Source organism: Amycolatopsis sp. cg5 (assembly GCF_041346955.1).
Classification (GTDB): domain Bacteria; phylum Actinomycetota; class Actinomycetes; order Mycobacteriales; family Pseudonocardiaceae; genus Amycolatopsis.
Map to the genome: position 1 here is coordinate 4,201,894 of NZ_CP166849.1, position 20,917 is coordinate 4,222,810.

General features: G+C 70.9%; 17 protein-coding genes. 11 read left to right on the top strand and 6 right to left on the bottom strand.

Features of this window, described 5'->3' with window-relative positions; genetic code table 11:
* Positions 1–58: 58 nt before the first annotated feature.
* Genes AB5J62_RS18920 through AB5J62_RS18950 form a run of 7 tightly spaced genes read left to right on the top strand, consistent with a single transcriptional unit; the run spans position 59 to position 9,756 of the window.
* Positions 59–973 (top strand): isocitrate lyase/phosphoenolpyruvate mutase family protein, encoded by a 915-nt coding sequence (locus AB5J62_RS18920; protein ID WP_370949544.1) that lies wholly within the window; start codon positions 59–61, stop codon positions 971–973.
* Entirely contained in the window at positions 973–2,103 is a 1,131-nt protein-coding gene (aepY, locus tag AB5J62_RS18925; RefSeq protein ID WP_370949545.1) for a phosphonopyruvate decarboxylase, read from the top strand. The genes AB5J62_RS18920 and aepY overlap by 1 nt, the downstream gene beginning before the upstream one ends.
* Positions 2,100–4,046: an FAD/NAD(P)-binding protein gene (locus AB5J62_RS18930; RefSeq protein WP_370949546.1), complete on the top strand. Its 1,947-nt coding sequence runs from the start codon at positions 2,100–2,102 to the stop codon at positions 4,044–4,046. Before aepY ends, AB5J62_RS18930 begins: the two co-directional genes overlap by 4 nt.
* Positions 4,043–5,389 (top strand): DUF6002 family protein, encoded by a 1,347-nt coding sequence (locus AB5J62_RS18935; RefSeq protein WP_370949547.1) that lies wholly within the window; start codon positions 4,043–4,045, stop codon positions 5,387–5,389. The genes AB5J62_RS18930 and AB5J62_RS18935 overlap by 4 nt, the downstream gene beginning before the upstream one ends.
* A gap of 5 nt (positions 5,390–5,394) precedes the next feature.
* A complete protein-coding gene (locus tag AB5J62_RS18940; RefSeq protein ID WP_370949548.1) occupies positions 5,395–6,390 on the top strand; it encodes a hypothetical protein in 996 nt (331 codons plus the stop codon).
* On the top strand, positions 6,380–8,413 hold the full coding sequence (locus tag AB5J62_RS18945; RefSeq protein ID WP_370949549.1) for a molybdopterin-dependent oxidoreductase: 2,034 nt from the start codon (positions 6,380–6,382) through the stop codon (positions 8,411–8,413). The genes AB5J62_RS18940 and AB5J62_RS18945 overlap by 11 nt, the downstream gene beginning before the upstream one ends.
* A complete protein-coding gene (locus AB5J62_RS18950; protein WP_370949550.1) occupies positions 8,410–9,756 on the top strand; it encodes an MFS transporter in 1,347 nt (448 codons plus the stop codon). The genes AB5J62_RS18945 and AB5J62_RS18950 overlap by 4 nt, the downstream gene beginning before the upstream one ends.
* On the opposite strand, the gene dapA is transcribed toward AB5J62_RS18950, so the two are convergent.
* Positions 9,744–10,586: a 4-hydroxy-tetrahydrodipicolinate synthase gene (gene dapA, locus AB5J62_RS18955; protein WP_370949551.1), complete on the bottom strand. Its 843-nt coding sequence runs from the start codon at positions 10,584–10,586 to the stop codon at positions 9,744–9,746. The two genes, AB5J62_RS18950 and dapA, sit on opposite strands and share 13 nt — an antisense overlap.
* Before the next feature lie 74 nt (positions 10,587–10,660).
* Between dapA and AB5J62_RS18960 the strand changes: the two genes are divergently transcribed.
* On the top strand, positions 10,661–11,554 hold the full coding sequence (locus tag AB5J62_RS18960; RefSeq protein ID WP_370949552.1) for a LysR substrate-binding domain-containing protein: 894 nt from the start codon (positions 10,661–10,663) through the stop codon (positions 11,552–11,554).
* A 315-nt stretch (positions 11,555–11,869) separates the two neighbouring features.
* On the opposite strand, the gene AB5J62_RS18965 is transcribed toward AB5J62_RS18960, so the two are convergent.
* Both AB5J62_RS18965 and AB5J62_RS18970 read right to left on the bottom strand, forming a co-directional pair.
* Positions 11,870–12,043, bottom strand: a complete 174-nt coding sequence (locus AB5J62_RS18965) for a hypothetical protein (protein WP_370949553.1) — start codon at positions 12,041–12,043, stop codon at positions 11,870–11,872.
* 21 nt (positions 12,044–12,064) lie between these two features.
* A complete protein-coding gene (locus tag AB5J62_RS18970) occupies positions 12,065–12,487 on the bottom strand; it encodes a VOC family protein (protein WP_370949554.1) in 423 nt (140 codons plus the stop codon).
* A gap of 135 nt (positions 12,488–12,622) precedes the next feature.
* Between AB5J62_RS18970 and AB5J62_RS18975 the strand changes: the two genes are divergently transcribed.
* On the top strand, positions 12,623–15,328 hold the full coding sequence (locus tag AB5J62_RS18975) for an AAA family ATPase (protein WP_370949555.1): 2,706 nt from the start codon (positions 12,623–12,625) through the stop codon (positions 15,326–15,328).
* On the opposite strand, the gene AB5J62_RS18980 is transcribed toward AB5J62_RS18975, so the two are convergent.
* Positions 15,304–16,239, bottom strand: coding sequence for a helix-turn-helix transcriptional regulator (locus AB5J62_RS18980; RefSeq protein WP_370949556.1), 936 nt, complete (start codon positions 16,237–16,239; stop codon positions 15,304–15,306). The genes AB5J62_RS18975 and AB5J62_RS18980 overlap by 25 nt on opposite strands.
* A gap of 62 nt (positions 16,240–16,301) precedes the next feature.
* Between AB5J62_RS18980 and AB5J62_RS18985 the strand changes: the two genes are divergently transcribed.
* A complete protein-coding gene (locus tag AB5J62_RS18985) occupies positions 16,302–16,850 on the top strand; it encodes a DinB family protein (protein ID WP_370949557.1) in 549 nt (182 codons plus the stop codon).
* Positions 16,851–16,901: 51 nt separating this feature from the next.
* Positions 16,902–18,377 carry a M1 family metallopeptidase gene (locus tag AB5J62_RS18990; protein ID WP_370949558.1) on the top strand — a complete coding sequence of 492 codons (1,476 nt, stop codon included), beginning with the start codon at positions 16,902–16,904 and terminating at the stop codon, positions 18,375–18,377.
* Positions 18,378–18,525: 148 nt separating this feature from the next.
* On the opposite strand, the gene AB5J62_RS18995 is transcribed toward AB5J62_RS18990, so the two are convergent.
* Entirely contained in the window at positions 18,526–19,842 is a 1,317-nt protein-coding gene (locus AB5J62_RS18995; RefSeq protein WP_370949559.1) for an alpha-lytic protease prodomain-containing protein, read from the bottom strand.
* Between the two features lie 86 nt (positions 19,843–19,928).
* The gene (locus tag AB5J62_RS19000) at positions 19,929–20,909 is read right to left on the bottom strand and encodes a LysR substrate-binding domain-containing protein (RefSeq protein WP_370949560.1); all 981 of its coding nucleotides are present in this window, start codon (positions 20,907–20,909) and stop codon (positions 19,929–19,931) included.
* Positions 20,910–20,917 lie beyond the last annotated feature (8 nt).

The window sequence follows — 20,917 nt, forward strand, 5'->3', positions numbered from 1 at the left end:
GCCCGCACCCGGTCACAGGAGGATCTTTCTTCACGGCTCTGTGGAAGGAATCTGCGCGATGAACGCTTTCTCTCCGGTGGTTTCGGCCTCGAACGCGTTGCGCGAGCTGCTCGACCGGCCGGGGCCGGTGCGGGCCGCCGGCGCGCACAACCCGCTGGGCGCCCGGCTCGCCGAACGCGCCGGTTTCGACGCGGTGTGGTCCAGCGGGCTGGAGATCTCGGCGTCGCAGGGGCTGCCGGACGCCGACATCCTCACCATGACCGAGCTGCTCGCCGTCGCGCAGTCGATGGCGGCCGCCATCTCGGTGCCGGTGATCGCCGACTGCGACGCTGGCTACGGCAACGCCAGCAACGTGATGCACCTGGTCCGCCGGTACGAGGCGGCCGGCGTCGCGGCCGTCTGCATCGAGGACAAGTGCTTCCCCAAGGTCAACAGCTTCGTGCCCGGCAGGCAGACGCTGCTCCCCGCCGAGGAGTTCTGCAACAAGATCGCCGCCGCGAAGAGCGCGCAGTCCCGCCCGGACCTGGTCGTGATCGCCCGGCTGGAGGCGCTGGTCGCGGGCTGGGACCTGGACGAGGCGCTGCGCCGCGGTGAGGCCTACGCGGAGGCGGGCGCCGACATGGTGCTCATCCACGACAAGGGGAAGTCGCCGCGGCCGGTGCTGGAGTTCCTCGAGCGGTGGCGGCGGCCGATCCCGGTCGCGGTGGTGCCGACGACCTATCACACGGTCACCGCGGACGAGCTGTCCGACGCGGGCGCCAAGCTGGTCATCTACGCCAACCACGGGCTGCGCGCGGCGATCACCGCGATCACCTCGGCGTTCGACACCATTCTCCGCGACGGCCGCACGACCGCGATCGAGGACGAGATTTCGCCGCTCAGCACCGTTTTCGACCTGCAGGGCATGCGGCAGTTCGTCGAAGCCGAGCGCCGGTTCGTCTCGGAGCGGAAACCCATCGAGGGGGTGGCCTGATGACCTCGGCGACGCTGCGCGCACCCGCCGAGCCGCTGGCCGCGGCCGCTGTCGCGGACACGTTGCTCGGCGCCGGATTCGGGCCGTTCTATGGCGTTCCCTGCTCGTTCCTCGGGCCGCTGATCCAGGTGCTGCAGGACCAGCACCCTGGTCTGTACCAGGCCGCGGGCAACGAGGGCGAGGCCGTCGCACTGGCCGCCGGCGCCCGGCTGGCCGGTCGGCTGCCGGTGGTGATCTTGCAGAATTCGGGGCTGGGCAACGGGGTCAACCCGCTCACCTCGCTGTGCCACACGTTGCGGATTCCGGTGCTGCTGCTGATCACCTGGCGTGGCAGGCCGGGGCAGCCGGACGAGCCGCAGCACGAGCTGATGGGCCGGATCACCCCGGACCTGCTGGCGGCCATGGAGATCCGGTCCGAGCTGTTTCCCGCGAACCTCGCCGACCTGCCCGGGGCGCTGGCCACCGCGGTCGAGCACATGGACGAGACCGGGAAGCCGTTCGCGTTCATCGTGCCGAAGGGGACGCTGGCGCCGCTCGCGGCCGAGCCGGGCCCCGCCGAGGGGCTCGCGTTGCGCGCCGAGGCGATCGCCGCGACCGTCGAGGCCTCCGATCCCGCCACGCTGCTGGTCGCGACCACCGGGAAGACCGCCCGTGAGCTGGAACGGGACTGGGACCGCGACGGCAACCTGTACGTGGTCGGCTCGATGGGCTGCGCCGCGAGCGTCGCGCTCGGCGTCGCCCTGAACGCGCCGGACCGCTTCGTGACGGTGATAGACGGCGATGGCGCAGTGCTCATGCGGATGGAGGCGCTGGCGACCATCGGCCGCGCCACGGCGCCGCGGTTCACGCATGTCGTGCTGGACAACGAGGCCTACGAATCGACCGGCGGCCAGCGCACGCATTCGGCCGGGGTGGACTTCGCCGGCGTCGCCGCCGCGTGCGGCTATCGGAGCCAGGCCGACGTCAGCGGCATGGCCGAGCTGGGCGCGGCCGTGCGGCGGGCGCAGGCGACACCGGGCCCGCACTTCATCCGGGTGCGCATCCGGCCAGGCTCCGACCCGAAACTCGGCCGCCCGGCGCTCACCCCGCCCGAGGTCGCCGCGCGGTTCGCCGAAGCGGCACGGTCATGACGGCGGGCGAGTTCTGCCTGGCCATCGTGGGTGGCGGCCCGAGGTCGACCTACGCGCTGGAACGCCTGTCGGCGACCGTCGACCGGCTCGGCGGCCGCAAGCTCGCGGTCCACGTGTACGACGACGGCGGTGACTTCGGCGCCGGGCAGGTGCACAGCGCGGACCAGCCGTTCACCAGCTACCTCAACCGGGCCGCGCACCAGGTCGGCTTCGCGGCCGACCCGTCGGTGACCGACGCGGAGCCGATCCGCGACCTCGACGATCGCCCGACGCTCTACGAGTGGTGCAGGGAGCGGTTCGCCATCACCGGCGACGAGACGTTCGACCTGGAACCGGCCGACGCGCCGAAGCGGTATCAGCACGGCCAGGCGCTGCGCGAGATGTTCGACGCCTACGCCGACGAACTCCGCCGGAAAGGCGTCAGCGTCACGCTGCACGCCGAGCAGGTCATCGACCTCGTCCCGGCGGACGGCCGCTGGGAGGTCGTGTCGGCCGACGCCACGCACTGCGTGGCCGATCAGGTGCTGCTGATCACCGGGCATTCCAGCAACGACTACTCCGACGAGATCGGGCCGGGTGAGTACCTGGCCTTCGCCGAGCGGACCGGCGCGGTGTACGTGCCGAGCGCGTATCCGTTGCAGGAAGCCCTTTCCGTGGAGGATCCCCGGCCGGGCACCACGGTCGGCTGCGCCGGGCTCGGGCTGACGGCGATCGACCAGATCCTCTATCTGACCGAGGGCCGCGGCGGCCGGTTCATCCCCGACGGCGACCGGCTGCGCTATCAGGCGGGCGGCGCCGAGCCCGCGATGATCCTCGCGTTCAGCCCGAGCGGCGTTTTCCCCTACACCAGGCCGATCAACCGCAAGGACCGGCCGAACCAAGGGCGCTTCCTGACCAAGGTGGCGATCGACCGGATCCGGAAGTCGTCCGGCACGGACGTCGGCGACGACCGGCCGCGCCTGGACTTCGACGCGCACGTGATGCCGCTGATCCTGCTCGAGATGGCGTACGTGCACTACCGCACGCTGTACGGGCCGGTGGCAGGCGACATGATCGTCGAGAGCGTGCACGAGGACTACGAGCGGTTCCTCACGCTGCCGCTCGAACCCGGCGGGATCGAGCGACTGCTGCCGGGTGTCGACGCGGTCGTCAAAGCGCTGCCGAAGCAGCTGGTTCCCGAGCCGATGCTCAAGCGGTTCGACTGGGGAAGAATCCTGTCGCCGATCGACACTTCCGGCGGGATGAACCGGTCCGAGTTCCGTTCGTCCTATTCGGACTTCCTCAGGCGGGACCTGGACTGGGCGGCGCAGGGCAACGTCGACAACGCGTTCAAGGCCAGTGTGGACGGTGTCTGGCGCGACCTGCGCGGCGTGCTCGGCTACGCGGTCGACGGCGGCGGGCTGACGGCCGATTCGCACCGGCAGTTCCTCGAATATCACCGGCGGTGTCAGAACAAGCTCTCCGGTGGCGCCGCGCCGGAGGTCATGGCGAAGATACTCGCGCTGGCCGAGCACGGCGTGCTGGACATGTCGGCGGGACCGGGCGCGAAGATACTGCTCTCGGACCGGAAATTCGTCCTGCACGGGCCGGTGACCGGCCTCAGCGCCGAACTCGACGTGCTGCTCGACGCCCGCGTGCACGCCTTCGACCCGGCACGGGACATCCGGCCGCTCTACCGCAACCTCCTCGGCCGCGACGTCGTCAGCCTCTGGCGCAACACCACGCCGGGCCAGGCCGATTTCGTGCCCGGTTTCCTCGATCTCGACGAGCGGTCGCGGCTGGTCGGCCACGACTCGATCACCGTGCTCGGGCCTGCCGCCGCCGCGCGTGGCACGTACCAGTTCTCGGCGCTGCGGCCGAACAACAACGACGTCGTCATGCGCGAGATCGTGGCCTGGCTGGACGGTTTCTGGGCCGCGCTCGACAACCGGAGGCTTCCGTGACCCACCTGGACAACGCGCTGGCGCACTACTACGACGTGCTCAAGCGCGCCATGAACGACTACCAGCGGTCGCCGGAGTTCGAGCCTTCGGAGAACTTCCTGCCCGCGTTCGACCTGCCGGTGCTCGACTCGACGATGGAGAAGTTCCTTCAGCCGTCAGGGATCGGGATCACCGAACTCGGCGACCAGGGCAGCTGTTCGCTGCATTTGCTCAACCTGATGAGCAACCCCGGCACGCGGACCACGAAGACCTTCGGCTCGATGATCAACGTCGCCCGCGCGGTCAACCACATCCGCACCACCGGCGAACGCGTGTTCATCATCAGCCCGTCGTCCGGCAACAAGGCGACCGCGCTGCGCAACGCCGTCGAGCGCGCGGTCTCGGTGGGGCTCGTGTCGGACACCGAGCTGCAGATCGCGACCGCCGTGCCCGAGGCTTCGCGGCACAAGCTGTGGTCGTCCGGGCTCAGCGACGATCCGCGGCTGCGGGAGCTCAATCCGATGGCCGTGCTGCCGTGCGAGGTCCCGGTGCACGTCAAGCTGATGATCGCCGAGTTCATGTCCCGGCACACCGACGAGTTCCACCAGCGGTACGGGATCCGGCTCTGGCACACCCTCGAACTGCGCAACTACATGGTCGCGGACATGGTCAGGGCGCTCGCCGAGCACGACCTGATGCCGGTGACCGGCCGCGGCCGGACGCACGCGCACGCCGTGTCCAGCGCCCTCGGCCTGCTGGGGCTGCAGTTCGGGCACCGCGAGCTGGCCAAGGCGGGCGTCGGCCTGCCCGCGCTGCAGCTGCTGCTGGTCCAGCACCTCGGCACACCGGACATGGTGCTCGGGCTGTACCACGACTCGTTCGACATGGACCTGGTGCCGAAGTACCACCGCGGCGCCGACGGGCTGTACCGGCAGGACGAGGACCCGCATTTCCCCGCGGTCACGTTCGACCCCGAGGAGCATCTCGACGCGACGTTCTACTCGCGGACCCCGGTCACCTCGCCGCGGATCAACAAGGTGATCAGGGAGAACGGCGGCGGCGGGATCGTCGTCTCGCTCTACGAATGCCTGCAGCGGTACAACGAAATCCGGGACATGCTCGCGACCTCCGTCTCGCTGCCCGCCGATCCGCGCAGGCTGCGGGAGTGGAGCCTGGTCATGGCGCTGACCGGCGTGCTCAACGGGATCGAGCGCGGCGTGATCGCCGACCGCGAGATCCTCGTGCACGCCTCGGGCAGCTACGGCGAGGACGACTACCGCGTGCTGAGCCCGGCCGACAGCGTGCGGATCGACGGTGTCGAGGACTTCTACCAAGTGGTGCGGCACGCCGCCGAAGCCGGGTGAGGTCGGTGCCGAGGACCGTGGCCGTCATCGGGAGCGGGTCGCTGGCGCGCGCGGTCGTGTACGCGCTGGCGGACGTCCTCACCGAGCCGGTCGACGTACACCTGGTCGCGCGGTCGTCCGGTCCGCTGTCGACCATGGCGCACCTGGCGACCTGCCGGTCCCGGTCGCTCGGCGGGCAGGCCCGGTTCACGGCGCACCGGCTGGACTCGGGGGTGCCCGCGGCCGAGGTGGTGCTCAACTGCTCGTCGACACATTCGTCGGCGGAGGCCAGGAACCGCCCGTCCGCGTGGACGGATCTGGTTCGCGCCTGCGGTATCGCGCTGGCGTTGCCGTTCCACGCCGAGTTCGCCGCGCGGATGTCCCGTGCCGCGGGCGACGCGTTGTTCGTGAACGCGGCCTTTCCCGACGCGGTCAACCCGGTGCTGGCCGCGCTCGGCCTGCCGATCCATTGCGGCGCGGGCAATATCGCCACCTTGGCGGCGTCCGTCGGCAGCGACATCAGGATGCTGGCGCACCACTATCACCTGTCGACGCCCGAGCGCGACGAAGCCCGCGTCTGGGTCGGCGCGGAGGAAGTCACCGATGTGGGGGAGCGGCTCGCTGCTTTGCGTGCCTGCGAACGGCCGATGCTCAACGATCTGACCGGGCTCACCGCGGCGCTGCTCATCCGGGACCTGCTCGGCGAAGGTCCGATCAGGACACATGTGCCCGGCCCGCTGGGACTGCCCGGAGGCTATCCGGTCGTGCTGGAGCAGGGGCGGATCGCGCTGGACCTGCCGCAGGGCGTGAGCGAGGCGGACGCCGTCGCGTGGCAGACGGCGTGGGGCGCGCGGGACGGCGTGGCCGTCGATCGTGCTGGCCACGCGGTGTACTCCGATCATGTGCTCGAAGCCGCCGAGCCGTACGTGAAGCTTCCCCTGACGATGGAACCGGCGGCGGTCATCGACTTCGCAGAGGAACTCGATCTCGTGCGAAAACGGTTACGCGGCAATGAAACCTGAGCCGCGAGTGGTGGCGGGCGCGTGTCCGCTGGACTGCCCGGACGGCTGCAGCTGGACGGTGACGGTCGAAGACGGCGTCGCCACGAAGCTGCGGGGACGCCGCGATCACCCGTTCACCCAAGGCACCTTGTGCGTCAAGGTGAACCAATACCTCGAGCACACCCGTGCGCCGGATCGCCTGCTGTACCCGCTGCGCCGGACCGGCCCCAAAGGCGCGGGCTCGTTCGAGCGGATCACCTGGGACGAGGCGCTGGGCGAGATCGCCGAGCGGCTCGGGGACATCCGCGCGACCTGGGGCGGCGAGGCGATCTGGCCGTACTGGGGCACCGGGAATCTCGGGCATCTGCAAGGCATGCGCGGCCCGGCGGGTGCCCGGCTGTGGAACGTGCTCGGCGCGTCCGAGCACGTGATGTCGATCTGCTCGGTCGCGGGCACCGGCGGTGTGCGGCTCGCGACCGGCGCGAAACAGGGCATCGACCCCGAGTCGTTCGCGCACGCGAAACTGATCCTGCTGTGGGGTGCGAACACGCTCTCGACCGGGCATCACCTGTGGCGCTTCATCAAGGAGTCGAACGCGCATGTCGTCGCGATCGACCCGGTGCTGACGCGGACGGCCAAGCAGGCAGACGAGCATTGCGCGCTGATCCCGGGCACCGACGGCGCGCTGGCGCTGGGCCTGCTCCACGTCGTGCTCAGCCTCGGCATGGAGGATCGGGACTACCTCGCCGAACACACACTCGGCTGGGCCGAGTTCCGCGAGCAGATCCTGAAGTTCCCGCCTGCCAAGGCGGCGGCCATCACGGGTGTGCCCGAGTGGCAGATCCTCGCGCTGGGCGAGCGCTTGGCCCGCACCCGGCCGACGGCGATCCGCGCGGGCATGGGCATGCAGCGGCACGCGGGTGGCGGCGCAGCGCTGCGCTTGCTCGCCTGCCTGGCCGGCGTGACGGGGGACTGGCAGCACCTCGGCGGGGGACTGTCGTACTCGACCGGCGGCTCCTTCGGCGGGGACTTCGCGGCGTTGCGGCGCGACGACCTGCGGCGGAAACCGGCGCGCCGCCTGGTGATGACCCGGCTGGCCGAAGGTCTGCTCGACGTCACCGATCCACCGGTGAAGGCGCTGTTCGTCTACGGCGCGAACCCGGCGGTGAGCGCGCCCGGCCAGAACGCCGTGCGGCGTGGCCTGGCCCGCGAGGACCTGTTCACCGTGGTGTTCGACCAGTTCCCGACCGACACCGCCGACTACGCGGACATCGTGCTGCCGTCGACCATGCAGACCGAGCACATGGACGTGCACACCGGCTACGGCCATCTCTATCTCGGCTGGAATGAGCCCGCCGTCGCACCGGCAGGCGAGTGCCTGCCCGCGACCGAGCTGTTCCGGCGGCTCGCCCGGCGGATGGGACTGACCGAGCCGAGCCTCTACGACTCCGACGAAGAACTCGCCAGGCAACTGCTCGGCTCGGGGCATCCCTCGCTGTCGGGCATCACGCTGGAGCGGCTGCGTGCCGAAGGCTGGGTGCGGCTGAACTTCCCGGCCGACGAAATCCGCTTCCTGAAAGGGTTTCCGACACCGTCAGGCCGCTTGGAGTTCGTCTCCGACGGCGAGGTGGCCGGATACACCCCGGCGAGGGAAGTGGCCGACCAGGACTTGGCGCGGCGGTTTCCGCTCGTTCTCGTCTCGACGGCTTCGCACTACTTCATGAACACGATCTTCGCGAACCGGCCGGGGCTGGCCAGACGCGCGGGCCCGCCGAGTGTCGCCGTGCACCCTGAGGACGCCGCCCGGCGTGGCCTCGCCGACGGTCAGCAGGCGCGGGTGTTCAACGACCGCGGTTCGTTCACCGCGCGGATCTTGGTCACCGACGCGGTGCGCCCCGGCGTCGCGGCGACGACCAAGGGGCAATGGCCGAAGCTGACCGGCGGCTCGACCGTCAATTCCACAGTGGACGAACGGGACGCCGATCTGGGCCGCGGCGCCGTCTTCCACGACAACCGGGTCGAGATCGAGGGGTGGTCGCCATGACCGCGGTCGTCACGGATACCCGCCGGACCGGGATCGTCGTGCTGGCGTCCTGTCTCGGCTTCTTCCTGATCAACCTGGACGCGACCATCGTGACCGTGGCGCTGCCGGTGATCGGCGGGCAGCTCGGCGCGGGCGTGTCCGGCCTGCAGTGGGTGGTCGCCGGATACACGCTCGCGTTCGCCGGGCTGCTGCTCACGGCGGGTTCGGTGGCCGACCGCATCGGCGCGGCCCGCCTGTTCGGTTACGGGCTGCTGGCGTTCACGGTCGCCTCGGCGGCCTGCGGCTTCGCGCCCGGCGCCGGTTTACTCATCGTCGCGCGGGTACTGCAGGGCGCCGCGGCCGCCGCGGTGCTGCCCGCCTCGCTCGCACTGCTGCGTCACTCCGTCGCGGATCCCGCCGCCCGCGCCAAGGCGATCGCGATCTGGGCGGCAGGCGGGGGCGCGGCGGTCGCGGCCGGTCCGCTGGCAGGCGGCTTCCTGACCGCGCAGTTCGGCTGGCGCGCGATCTTCTTCGTCAACGTCCCGTTCGCGTTGCTGGCGACACTGGGGCTTTCGCGGGCGGGACGGTCCGCCCGGCGGCGCTCGCCGATCGACCTGCGCGGGCAGCTCGCCGCGGTGGTCGCGCTCACCGCGTTCACGTTCGCCGTGATCGAGATCGCGCCGATGGGCCTGACCTCGCCGGTGGTGCTCGTCCCGCTGCTCGTGTCGGTGCTCGCCGCGCTGTGGTTCGTGCGTGTCGAGTCGACCGGCGCCGCGCCCGTGGTGGACCTGCGCGAGCTGCGGTCGCGGGTGTTCGTGTCGTGCCTGTCGACCGGGTTCGCGCTGAACTTCGCCTACTACGGGATCATGTTCGTCTTCTCGATCGTCTTCCAGCAGGAGCGAGGCTGGTCACCGCTGATGACCGGCCTGTCGTTCCTGCCGCTGACGGCGGTCGTGCTGGCGTCGAACATCCTGGGCGGCAAGCTGACCGGGCTGGTCGGCCCCCGCCTGCCCATGGCGGGCGCGCAACTGCTCGAAGCGCTGGGGTTCGTGGGCGTGCTGCTGGTCGGGGTGCACGGGCCGACCTGGCTGCTCCTGCTGGCGATGGTGCCGATCGGCATCGGCGGTGGCCTCGCCTCACCGCCGATGATGACCGCGCTCCTCGACTCGGTCGCGGCCGAGCGGGCAGGCGTGGTGTCCGGCTTGCTCAGCTCGTGCAGGCAGGCGGGCGGCGTGCTCGGCGTCGCGGTCTTCGGAGTGCTCATCTCGGCGACCGGATTCGGGATGGAGACCGGACTCCAGGTCTCCGCGGGACTGGCCGCCGCGCTGCTCTGCGCGACGGCCATCGCGTCCTACTCCGCCTGAGCCTCGATCAGCGGAAGACGGACCGACGCGTGCGGGATGATGCCGCGCTCGGCCAGCACGGCCTTGGCCATGATGGCACCCTGGGACGTGCGCATGATGGTGTCCACCAACGGAAGCAGCTCGGTCTGGATCACCTGCGCCGCCTTGAGATCCCCGTCGCGGACCGCCCGGATCAGCGCGGCGTTGCGGTCGGCGACGACATTCCCGACCACGCTCACCAGTCCCGTCGCGCCGGACGCGAGGTAGGGCAGGTTCAGCTCGTCGATGCCGCAGTAGTAGGCGAGCGGAGCGCGGGCCAGCACGGTCATGGCCTCGAACAGATCGCCCTTGGCATCCTTGACCGCCCGGATCCGCGGGTGCTCGGCGAGCGTGAGCAGCGTCGCCGGTTCCATCGCGATGCCCGCGCGGGCCGGGACGTCGTAGAGCATCACCGGCAACTCCGTCGCGTCGGCGACCGCACGGCAGTGCGCGATCACCCCGGCCTGCGTCGGGCGCGAGTAGTACGGGCAGACGAGCAGCAGGCCGTCCGCACCGGCCGCCTCGGCCTCGCGGGCACGCCGGACGCTGCTCGCGGTGTCGTAGGTGCCGACGCCGGCGATCACCTTGGCCTTGCCCGCGGCCAGCCCGGCGACCGAGCGGACGAGTTCGGCCGATTCGGCGTCGGTCAGCGTGGGCGACTCGCCGGTGGTCCCGCCGACGACGATGCCGTCGCAGCCGGTGGCGAGCAGGTGGTCGACGAGGGCTTTGAGGCCTGGGCGGCTTAGGGAGCCGTCGGGTTCCATCGGGGTCACCATGGCGACGAGGTTGGTGCCGAAGAGCAGATCGGTCATGGCCACGAGCATGTCCGGCCCCGATACCTGCGGTCCAGCGATGCTTTTTCACCGATATTGCGTAGCCTGGCTTAATGATCGATGTCGGAGCGCTCAGGTCTTTGCGAGCGGTGGCGGCGCTGGGCACCTTGGCGCGCGCCGCCGAGGAACTCGGCTTCACGGCCTCGGCGGTGTCCCAGCAGATCAAGCGACTGGAACGCGAGGTCGGCGTGCCCCTGCTCGCCCAGGCGGGCCGCGGCGTGGTCCTCACCCCGGCCGGGCAGTCGGTCGCCGACTCGGCCCCCGAGGTCTTCCAGGCACTCGAACGCTGCGCCGAGGCCGCCCGCTCGGTCTCGTCCGGCGCACCGCGAGGCGTGCTCCGGGTGGCCGCCTTCTCGACCGCGATCCGTGGCTTGGTTGCCCCGTTCTTGCCCGCGCTCGCGCACCAGCACCCGGACCTGCGCCTGGCGATCACCGAGCAGGACCCCGATCAAGCGCTCCACAGCGTCGAGTCCGGAACCGCCGACCTCGCACTCGTCCACGACGCCGACGGCCTGCCCGCCCCGCTCCCGCCCTCGCTCACCCAGCGCCGGCTGCACACCGACATCGGCGACGTGGTGGCGAGCCGGAAACACCCGCTCGCCCGGCTCGACGGCCCACTCGGCCGCGCCGACCTGTCCGGCTGGTCCTGGGTGACGAGCCCACCCGGCACGGTCTGCCACCAGTGGTTCCGCAGGCTGTTCGCGGACGCCCCCGGCGAACCCGACGTCCGCCACCTCGTCGACGACTTCGCCACCCAGCTGTCACTCGTCCGCGGCGGCGACGTGATCGCCCTGATCCCACGCCTCGCCCGTCCGCCGCTCGGCCAGGGCCTGATCGCCCTGCCACTGCGCCGCCAGCCGAAACGCGAGGTCCGCGCCGCGTGGCGGCTCAGCGCCGACGCCAGCCCCGCCCTCCAAGCCGTCCTCACCCACCTCGCGGCGCCTTGAGCGTTGTGAACGCCTCGAGGCCATGCCGCGCTCGGGTGCACAAGGGCGCCCCTTGTCACGTGGCCCGCGCCGCGGGTACGCGAAACCCGAGTTTGGGCAACCCAATGGCCCAAACTCGGGTTTCGCGACGGCCGACTCGCCCTCACATGCCCGCGATTGTCGCTTTTGTCCGACCTTTCGGGTGATGCTGAAGGAGCGAACGAGGCGTTCACAACGCACATCGACTGACCAAAGGCAAAGTCGAGCTTGGTGAGGGAGGCCCCTGCCGAGGCCGGGGTCGTGAGTGTTTAGACCGGTTAGAACCGGCGGTACCACTCACGACCTCTGGTCGCTGGGTGGCGGGGTTTGTTCGCGGGCCATGTGCTCGGCGTACCAGACGGGCCAGGCCTCGTCGTAGTGGCCGAGTTCCTTTTCGTGCTCGCCGTGCGCGGCCGCCGCGCGGCGGAGTGCTTGTTCGAGATCGGCGGTGGAGGTGTAGACCACGGTCATGGTTTCGTCCTTTGTGGATGGTCAGCGGCCAGGGAGGCGTTCGGTGATCTCCTGCAGGAGCCAGGAGTTGCCGTCGGGGTCGGAGAAACTGGCGAAGGAGTTGTAGCTGGTGCGCTGCGGGTCGGGGCCCGGTGCGGGGGCGCCGGTGGCGTCGCGGTGGTAGATGTCGGAAACCGTGACGCCGTGCTCGGTGAGTTCGGCGGTGGCCTTCTCGATGTCGGACACGACGAGGTAGAGGTTCTGGGTGGAGCCGGGCTCGGCGGTGGTGATGCCGACGCCGAGGTGGATCGAGGTCGGGGAGCCTGGCGGGGTGAGCTGGACGACGCGGTTGCCGTTGCCGAGGGGGAAGTCGGCGTCTTCGCGCCAGCCGAGTGCCTTGTAGAAGTGCTTCGCGCGGTCGACGTCGGTGACCGGCAGGACCACTGCTTCGAGCTTCATGTCCATCGTCTTCTCTTTTCTGTTGCGGCTCGGTGCCGTACGGCAAGACTGGCTCCGAGGCCCGCCCGCTCGCGCCAGTGCGACCCACTGGCCGGGCACTGGCCCGGGTGCGGGAGCCACGGGCCGCGCTAGGGTTGCGCCATGTTCGAGCTGGTCGGCCGGGACGGCGAGCGGAAGGTCCTCGACCGGCTGCTGGCCAGTGCGCGCGGGGGTGAAGGCCAGGCGCTGGTGCTGCGCGGCGAGGCCGGTATCGGCAAAAGCGCGCTGCTGGACTACCTCGCGGACCGGGCCGCGGACTGCCGGGTGGCGCGGGCGACCGGGGTCGAGTCCGAGCGGGAGCTCGCCTACTCCGGGCTGCACCAGATCTGCGCGCCGTATCTCGACCGGATCGACGGGCTGCCGGGCCCGCAGCGGACCGCGCTCGGCACCGCGTTCGGGCTGACCGACGGGGCCACGCCGAACCGGTTCCTGGTCGGGCTGGCCGTGTTGACGTTGCTGGCCGAGGTCGCCGACGAGCAGCCGCTGATGTGCCTGGTCGACGACGCGCAGTGGCTGGACCAGATGTCCGCGCAGATTCTCGCGTTCGTCGCCAGGCGGCTGCTGGCCGAGCAGATCGCGCTGGTGTTCGCGTTGCGGGAGGCCAATCCCGAGCTGGACCTCGCGGGGCTGCCACAACTGGAGGTGCGCGGGCTCGGCGAGCCGGAGGCGCGCGCGTTGCTGGACTCGGTGCTCAAGGGGCCGCTCGACAGCCGGGTGCGTGACCGGATCATCGCCGAGACGCACGGCAACCCGCTGGCGCTGCTGGAGTTGCCGCGCGCCTGGACGGCGGCCGAACTCGTCGACGGGTTCGAGCAGCCGGATTCGCTGGCAGGCCGGATCGAACAGTGCTTCCTCAAGCAGCTCGAACCGGTGCCCGCCGACACGCGCCGACTGCTGCTGACCGCCGCGGCCGAGCCGCTCGGTGACGCCACGCTGCTGTGGCGCGCGGCGGGACTGCTCGGGCTGGGCGCCGACCCGGCGGCCGCCGCGGAGACGACCGGGCTGATCGAGTTCGGGTCGCGGATCCGGTTCCGGCATCCGCTGGTGCGGTCGGCCGTCTACCGGTCGGCGACCGCGGCCGAGCGGCAGGAGGTGCACCGCGTGCTCGCGGAGGCCACCGACGCCGAGGTCGATCCGGACCGTCGCGCGTGGCATCGCGCGCAGGCGACGGTCTCGCCGGACGAGGACGTCGCGGCCGATCTCGAACGGTCGGCGGTGCGGGCCGCGGCACGCGGCGGGCGCGTCGCAGCGGCGGCTTTCCTGGAGCAGGCGGCGGTGCTCACGCCCGAGCCCGCGCGCCGGGCGCGGCGTGAACTCGAGGCGGCCAAAGCGAAACGTGAGGCCGGGGTGTTCGAAGCGGCGCTCGGGTTGCTGGTCTCGGTCGACGCGGGGCCGCCCGACGCGCGCCGGGACGCCGAGGTGGAGCGGCTGCGCGGGCAGATCGCGTTCGATCAGCGCCGGGGGAGTGACGCGGCCCGGCTGCTGTTGCGGGCGGCCGGGCGGCTCGGCGACCGTGAGGCCTACCTGGAAGCGCTCGGCGCGGCGATCTGGGCCGACTCCGGGCTCGCCGAAGCAGCGGTGGCCGCACGATCCGCCCCGTCGGGCCCGCCGGACGCCGCGGGCCTCGTGCTCGACGCGCTCGCCACCCGGCTCACCGACGGTTACGCGGCTGCCGCGCCGTTGCTGACCCAGGCGGTCGAAGCCGTGCGGGCGCTGGACATCGGCACCGAAGACGTCGGCCGCATGCTGTGGCTGCTGGGCAACCGGGCGGGCGGGACCGTCGCCACCGAGGTGCTGGACTTCGAGTCGGGGCACCTGTTCGCGACCCGGCAGGTCCGGCTCGCCCGGGAGAGCGGTGCTCTCGTCCAGCTCCAGTTCGCGCTGAATTTCCTTGCCAACCATGAGGTGCTGGCCGGGAATCTGACGGCGGCCGAGGCGTTGATCGACGAAGACCGCCTGGTCGCCGAGCTGACCGGGGGCCAGGCGGTCGGGTTCACCGCGATGCTGCTCGCCGCCTTCCGCGGTCACGACGACGCGGCCGACCTCATCTCGGCCGCCGCGCACCAGGCCACCAGCCGGGGCCAAGGCCGCGTGGTGACCTTCGGCGACTACGCGAGAGCGGTGCTCTGCAACGGGCTCGGGCGGCACGACGAGGCCCGGGACGCCGCCCGCGACGCGTTCGACCGTGACGCCGTCGGGCATCAGACGTTGATCGCCGCCGAGCTGGCCGAGGCCGCCAGCCGAACCGGCGACACGGCGCTGCTGACCGCAACCCTCGCCAGGGTCACCGAGCGCGCGCAGGCGATCCCGACCGAATGGGCGTTGGGCATCGAGGCCAGGGTCAGGGCGCTGACCGGCGAAGGCGAGACCGACCGGTGGTACCGCGAGTCGATCGACCTGCTCGCGCGGACGCCGGTGCGCACCGATCTCGCCCGCGGCCACCTGCTGTACGGCGAATGGCTGCGCAGGGAAGGCCGGCGCGTCGACGCGCGCGAGCAGCTGCGCAAAGCCCACGATCTGCTGACCACGATCGGACTCGAAGCCTTCGCCGACCGCGCGCGGCGTGAGCTCGCGGCCACCGGCGAGACCGCACGCAAGCGGACCGTCGAGCCGACCGACGAGCTCACCGCGCAGGAGGCGCAGATCGCCAGGCTCGCCCGCGACGGCCTGTCCAACCCCGAGATCGGGACGCGGCTGTTCCTCAGCCCCCGCACGGTGGAATGGCACCTGCGCAAGATCTTCGGCAAGCTCGGGATCAGCTCACGCAAGCAGCTGCGCGACGCTCAGCCGGACGCGGCCTGGGCGTAGCGGCGCGCCAGGTGGGCGAAGGCTTCGCGCAGCTCGGGCGGTCCGACGACTTCGACGTCGGCGTCGAACCGGCCCAGCGTCGCCGCGAGCGCCGTCCATGACCACGAGCCGAGCGTGAGACGGCAGCGCCCGTCACCGAGTTCTTCGATCACGCCGTCGCGGGTGAAGCGGGCGACCTCGGCGGCGGGCCGGTCGAGCACGACCTCGCCGTAGCAGGCCCAGCCCGCGTCGGTGCCCTGGAAGCGGGTGGTCACGAACGCCGCGACGTCCTCGAGGTCACGCGGGGTGAAGCGCGGTCCGTTCGGCGTGCGCGGCGTGATCTTGTCCGCGCGGAACGTGCGCCAGTCGTCGCGATCCAGATCCCAGGCGACGAGGTACCAGCGGCCGGCCCTGGTGACGAGATGGTGCGGTTGCACGCGGCGCACCGGCAGGTCGTCCCGGCCGTCGTAGTCGAAACGCAGCACCTCACAGGCGTGGACGGCGGCGGACAACGTCATCAGCACGGCGCTGTCGGCCTGCTGCGGCGGCCCGATCGCGGTCACCTGGAGCAGGTCGATGCGGTGACGCAGTCGAGCGGGCATGACCTGGCGGACGGTGGTCAACGCGCGCGCCGCCGCTTCCTCGATGCCCGCGCCCGAGGTGGTGGCGATCTGGAGCGCGACGGCGAGCGCGACCGCCTGGTCGTCGTCGAACAGCAGCGGCGGCAGTTCCGTGCCCGCGTCCAGGCGATAACCGCCGTCCGGGCCCTTGATCGCCTGGATCGGATAGCCGAGTTCGCGCAGGCGGTCGACGTCGCGCCGCACGGTGCGCTGGCTGATGTCGAGCCGTTCGGCCAGCAGCGCGCCCGGCCAGTCGCGGCGCGCCTGCAGCAGCGAGAGCAAGGACAGCAGCCGTGCTGAAGTTTTCGGCATGAATTCGATCCTGCCATGAGAAGAGGCCACATCCTGTCCTCTATGCCTGCGAAGCTCATCTCATGACACAGAACGAACGAGCCGACCTCCTCGCCGAACTCGCGGAAGCCCGCTCGGCGCTGACCAAGACCGTCCAGGACCTCGGTGATGACCAGCTCGGCGAACGTCCGACGGCCAGCACGCTGTGCCTCGGCGGCCTGGTCAAGCACGTGGCGTCGATCGAGGAGTCGTGGCTGCGGTTCATCGTCGAGGGACCGTCGGCGATGAACTTCGACATGCCCGAAGGCGTCACCTGGGCCGACTTCGCGGCCGGCACCGCGCGCGAGTTCCCGCAGTGGGCCATCGATCACCAGAACGAGTTCCAGATGCAGCCCGGTGACACGCTCGCCGGAATCCTCGCCCGCTACGAGAAGGTCGCCGCGCACAGCGCGGAGATCATCGCGACCGCGGACCTGTCGGCCACGTGGCCGCTGCCGGAGGCGCCGTGGAACGAGCCAGGCTCGGTGCGCAGTGTCCGCCGCGTCCTCCTGCACGTGATCGCCGAAACCGCGCAGCACGCGGGCCACGCCGACATCCTGCGCGAGTCGATCGACGGCCGCACGGCGACCTGACTCGGCCGATCGGCCGATACCGCGGCGGCGGGGCACCGACAGGCTCGTGGCATGAAACGAAAACAACGGGCCTGGGGTGCTGCCGCCGTCGTGGCGGCCTTGCTGCTCGCCGGCCCACCGGCCTTCGCGTCGCCCGCTCCCGGCGCGCCGGGCGTCGGCGACGTGCTGTGGCCGACCGCGGGCAACGGCGGCTATCGCGTCGAACGGCAGCGACTTTCCTTCGATTTCCCCGCTGATCTGGAGACCTACACCGCGACCTCGCAGCTGGCACTGCGCGCGACGCAGTCGTTGTCCCGCTTCGATCTCGACCTGCTCGGCCCGCAGGTGCGCGAGGTCAAGGTGGACGGGCGGCAGGCGACCTGGCAGTCCACTTCGGACGGTGAACTGGTCATCACGCCGCCGCGGCCGATCCGCGACGGCGCCCGGTTCACGGTGAGCGTCACCGTCTTCAACACCTCGCCGGATCTGGCGGCCCATCCGCCGTCCGGTCCCGATGGCCTCGTCAACGGCATGTGGCGGGCCGGGAACTACATCCAGCTGCACAACCAGCCGGTCGGCGCGCGGCGCGTGCTGGCGGTGGACGACCACCCGTCGGCGAAGGCGCCGACGACGGTGTCCATCACCACGACGGGATCGGCGAACTCGGTCGCGAACGGGCGGCTGGTGTCGACCACGGTGTCCGGCACACGCACCACGCGGGTGTTCGACGAACCCCGGCCGCTGGCCACCCACCTGCTGCAGGTCGGCGTCGGGCCGTTCACCGTCGTGCACCGGCGCGGGCCGGACGGGCTCGACCTGCGTCACGCGGTGCCCACCGACATGGCCGACGCGGTGCTTCCCCAGCTGGACAAGGTTTATCCGGAAGCGATCGAGTTCCTTTCGCGGCGGCTGGGCCGGTTTCCCGGAACGATCGCGGGCGCGTACGCGTCGCCGACCGGTGGCGCGCTGGAAACCCAGGGCCTGACCTGGCTCAGTGCCGAGCAGCTGACTCCGGAGAACTACGAGGCCAACGGGTTCGACGGCACGGTCGCCCACGAGATCGTGCACGAGTGGTTCGGTGACTCGGTCGCACCCGCCCGCTGGAGCGATCTGTGGCTGAGCGAGGGGCACGCCAGGTTCTACGAATGGATGTGGGGCGAGGCGCACGGCCGTTCGACTCTCGACGAGAACGCACGCCATGCCTATGAAGCGCACCGGGAAAACTGGCTCACGAAGTACGGGCCGATCGCCGCGCCCGACCCGGCGAGCTTCGAGGGCTCCGACGACCGTCCCTTCTCGGAGGGCGTCTACGCGGGCGGCGCGCTGGCGTTGTACGCGTTGCGGCAGCAGGTCGGCGACTCGACGTTCGAGCGGATCGAGCGGGCATGGGTGACCGAAAACCACGACAACACCGGCAGCACGGAGAAGTACATCGCGACCGCGTCACAGGTCGCGGGCCAGGACCTCGGCCCCTTCCTGCGAAGTTGGCTCTACGCCAAGGGAACCCTGCCCCCGATGCCAGGTCACCCCGACTGGCACGCGGCCTAGCGCGATAAAGCGGGCTTTACTCCCGGGGATAAAGCAGGCTAAATCCCGGGGAGTAAAGCCCGCTGAACTTCGCGGGATAAAGCCCGCTGAACTTCGCGGGATAAAGCGGGCTTTATCTCAGGGAGTAAAGCCCGCTTTATCGTGGCCCTTAGACGCGGGCCCAGAGGGCGGGGACGTTCGGGGGTTCCCAGCCGACCTGCGAGGTGTGGGGCTGGAGCACGCGGTAGGAGGCGCCGTCGTAGGTGACGGTCGCGCCCGAGGCGTAGGCGACGCCGGGCGCCCAGGTGCCGCTGGGCGGGTTCTGGGTGGTCTGGCTCGTCGGAGTGGTCGGGTTGGTGGTCGTGCTGCTCGGCGGGTTCGAGCCGGAGGTCACCAGGCGCAGGTTGTAGCGGCTGAGGATCACGGACACGGGCTGAAAGTAGAACGTGCCGCCGGAGGAGCAGTTGCCGGAGCCACCGGAGGTGACGCCCTGCGCCTGGTCGCCCGCCAGCCACGAGCCGCCGGAGTCACCGGGCTCGGCGCAGGCGTTCGTCCTGGTCAGGCCGGTGACGGTGCCCTGCGGGTAGGTGACGGAGGCGTTCTTCTGCTGGATGGTGCCGCAGTGCCAGCCGGTGGTGGAGCCGGAACGGCACACCGAGGCGCCGATGGCGGCCTCCTGCGAACCGGCGACCGGCACGGTGCCGGGGTAGCGGTTGACCAGGCCACGCGGGGTGTTGCCCGCGTCGGCGCGGACCCAGGCGTAGTCGTTGCCGGGGAACACCGACGCCGCGACGGAGCCGCTCGGGTTCGAGGTGCGGGTGCCCGCGGTGCCGCAGTGGCCCGCGGTCACGAAGCCGCCTTCGACCGAGAAGCCGATGGAACAGCGGCCGGAGCCGAAGGTGTAGGCGTTGCCGCCGATGATGTCGATCAACGGCACCGGGTTCTCGGTGCTGGTCTCGACGCGCACCAGATCGGCGCGCACACCCGCTTTCGCGGCCCATGCCTTCGCGGCGGATTCGCCGCCGGGGTTGGCCGAGACGACCACCTTGTTGGTGGTGACGTCGACGTACCAGCCGGGTACCGACTGCGGGACGTCGGCGGATTTGCTGTCCAGCAGCGCTTTCGCGGAATCCAGCTGCGCCGCGCCGACGGCGACGGGCTGTGCGACAGCTCCGGCCGCGCGTACTTTGGCTTCCTGCGAGGAATCCGCGACGGCGACGGTCAGCGTCGAGCCGGTGGAATCAAGCCACGAGCCACCATACGCGGCGCCTAGTTGAGCCTTGAGCGCGCTGTCGGTGGTCGCGGCGCGCTGCTCGGCGGCGAGCCGGGCCTGTGCCTGCTGCGGGGTGAGATGAAGATCGCGTGCCATGGCGGCCACGATTTCCGACTGCACGCCTGCGTTCGCGCTCGGCGTGAGCGCCAATGCCGTGACCAGACCGGCGCCGGTGATGGCCGCCGCGGCGGCCGCTACGATTTTGCGTTTCATGGGTTAAAGCACTCCTCGGGCGGGGGGAGGTGGATCGGTCCCCGACCGTACGAGGCCGCTCACCCAAGTGGTACATACCATTTGGGTCATACCGCCGAGTCCGCGTAGGTCACCCCCCATTCCGGGTTGGCTTCGAGGAAGCGCGCGTAGCTCGGCCGGTGATCGGCGAGCTCACGGTAGACCGCACGCGAAAGCGCGATCATCTCAGCCGCGAACAAGCCCATCTCACCGCGATGCGACCAGCCGATGAGATGCCGCCAGCTCAACGGATTTCCCGCGATCGGCACCGCGACGACGCCGGGGAACTCGCGGAAAGTGGGCTGGCACAACACGACCGCGTGCCCGGACTCGACCATGTCTACGCAGGCCAGCACGTCCGTTTCGTACAGATTGCGTGGCGTGAACCCGGCCTTGGCGCAGGCGGAGACGAAGCAGTCGGCGAAGCAGCCGTCGCCCGGCGTGGCGCACCATCGTTCGTCGGCGAGCGCCGCGAGATCGACGGCTTCGTCCTTCGCGTGCGGGTGCCTGGTCGAGAGCAACACGAACACCGGATCGGTCGCGAGCGTCTGCCAGCGCACGCCCGGTTCGGGCGGCGGCGGGGCGTCTCCGCAGACGCCGATGAACGCGAAGTCCAGACTTCCGTCGGTCAGTTTGGCCGCGAGTTCGTTGGCCGACCACGACGCGTGCGGGGCGACATGGGTGTCCGGATGCAGGGTGCCGAGGCGCTGCACGAGCCCGCCCAGCATCGGCCCGGACGTCGACCCGAGCCGCAACGTCATCGGCTCGCCGGAGTGGATGTGCTGGGCGAGCCGCGCGGCCTCGTCGTGCAGCGCGGAAACGGCGGGGAGCAGCATCCTGGCCCGGTCGAGCACGAGTTTGCCGAGCGGGGTCGGGCGCGTGCCCGCGTGGTCGCGCAGGAACACCGCGCCGCCGAGGGTGCGCTCGATCCGCTTGAGCTGCGCCGTCAGCGCGGGCTGCGCCATGCCGAGCGTGTTCGCGGCCTTGGTGATGCTTCCCAGTTCGGCGATCGCGCACACGATCCGCAAATGGCGCAGCTCCAGCTCCATTCGTATAC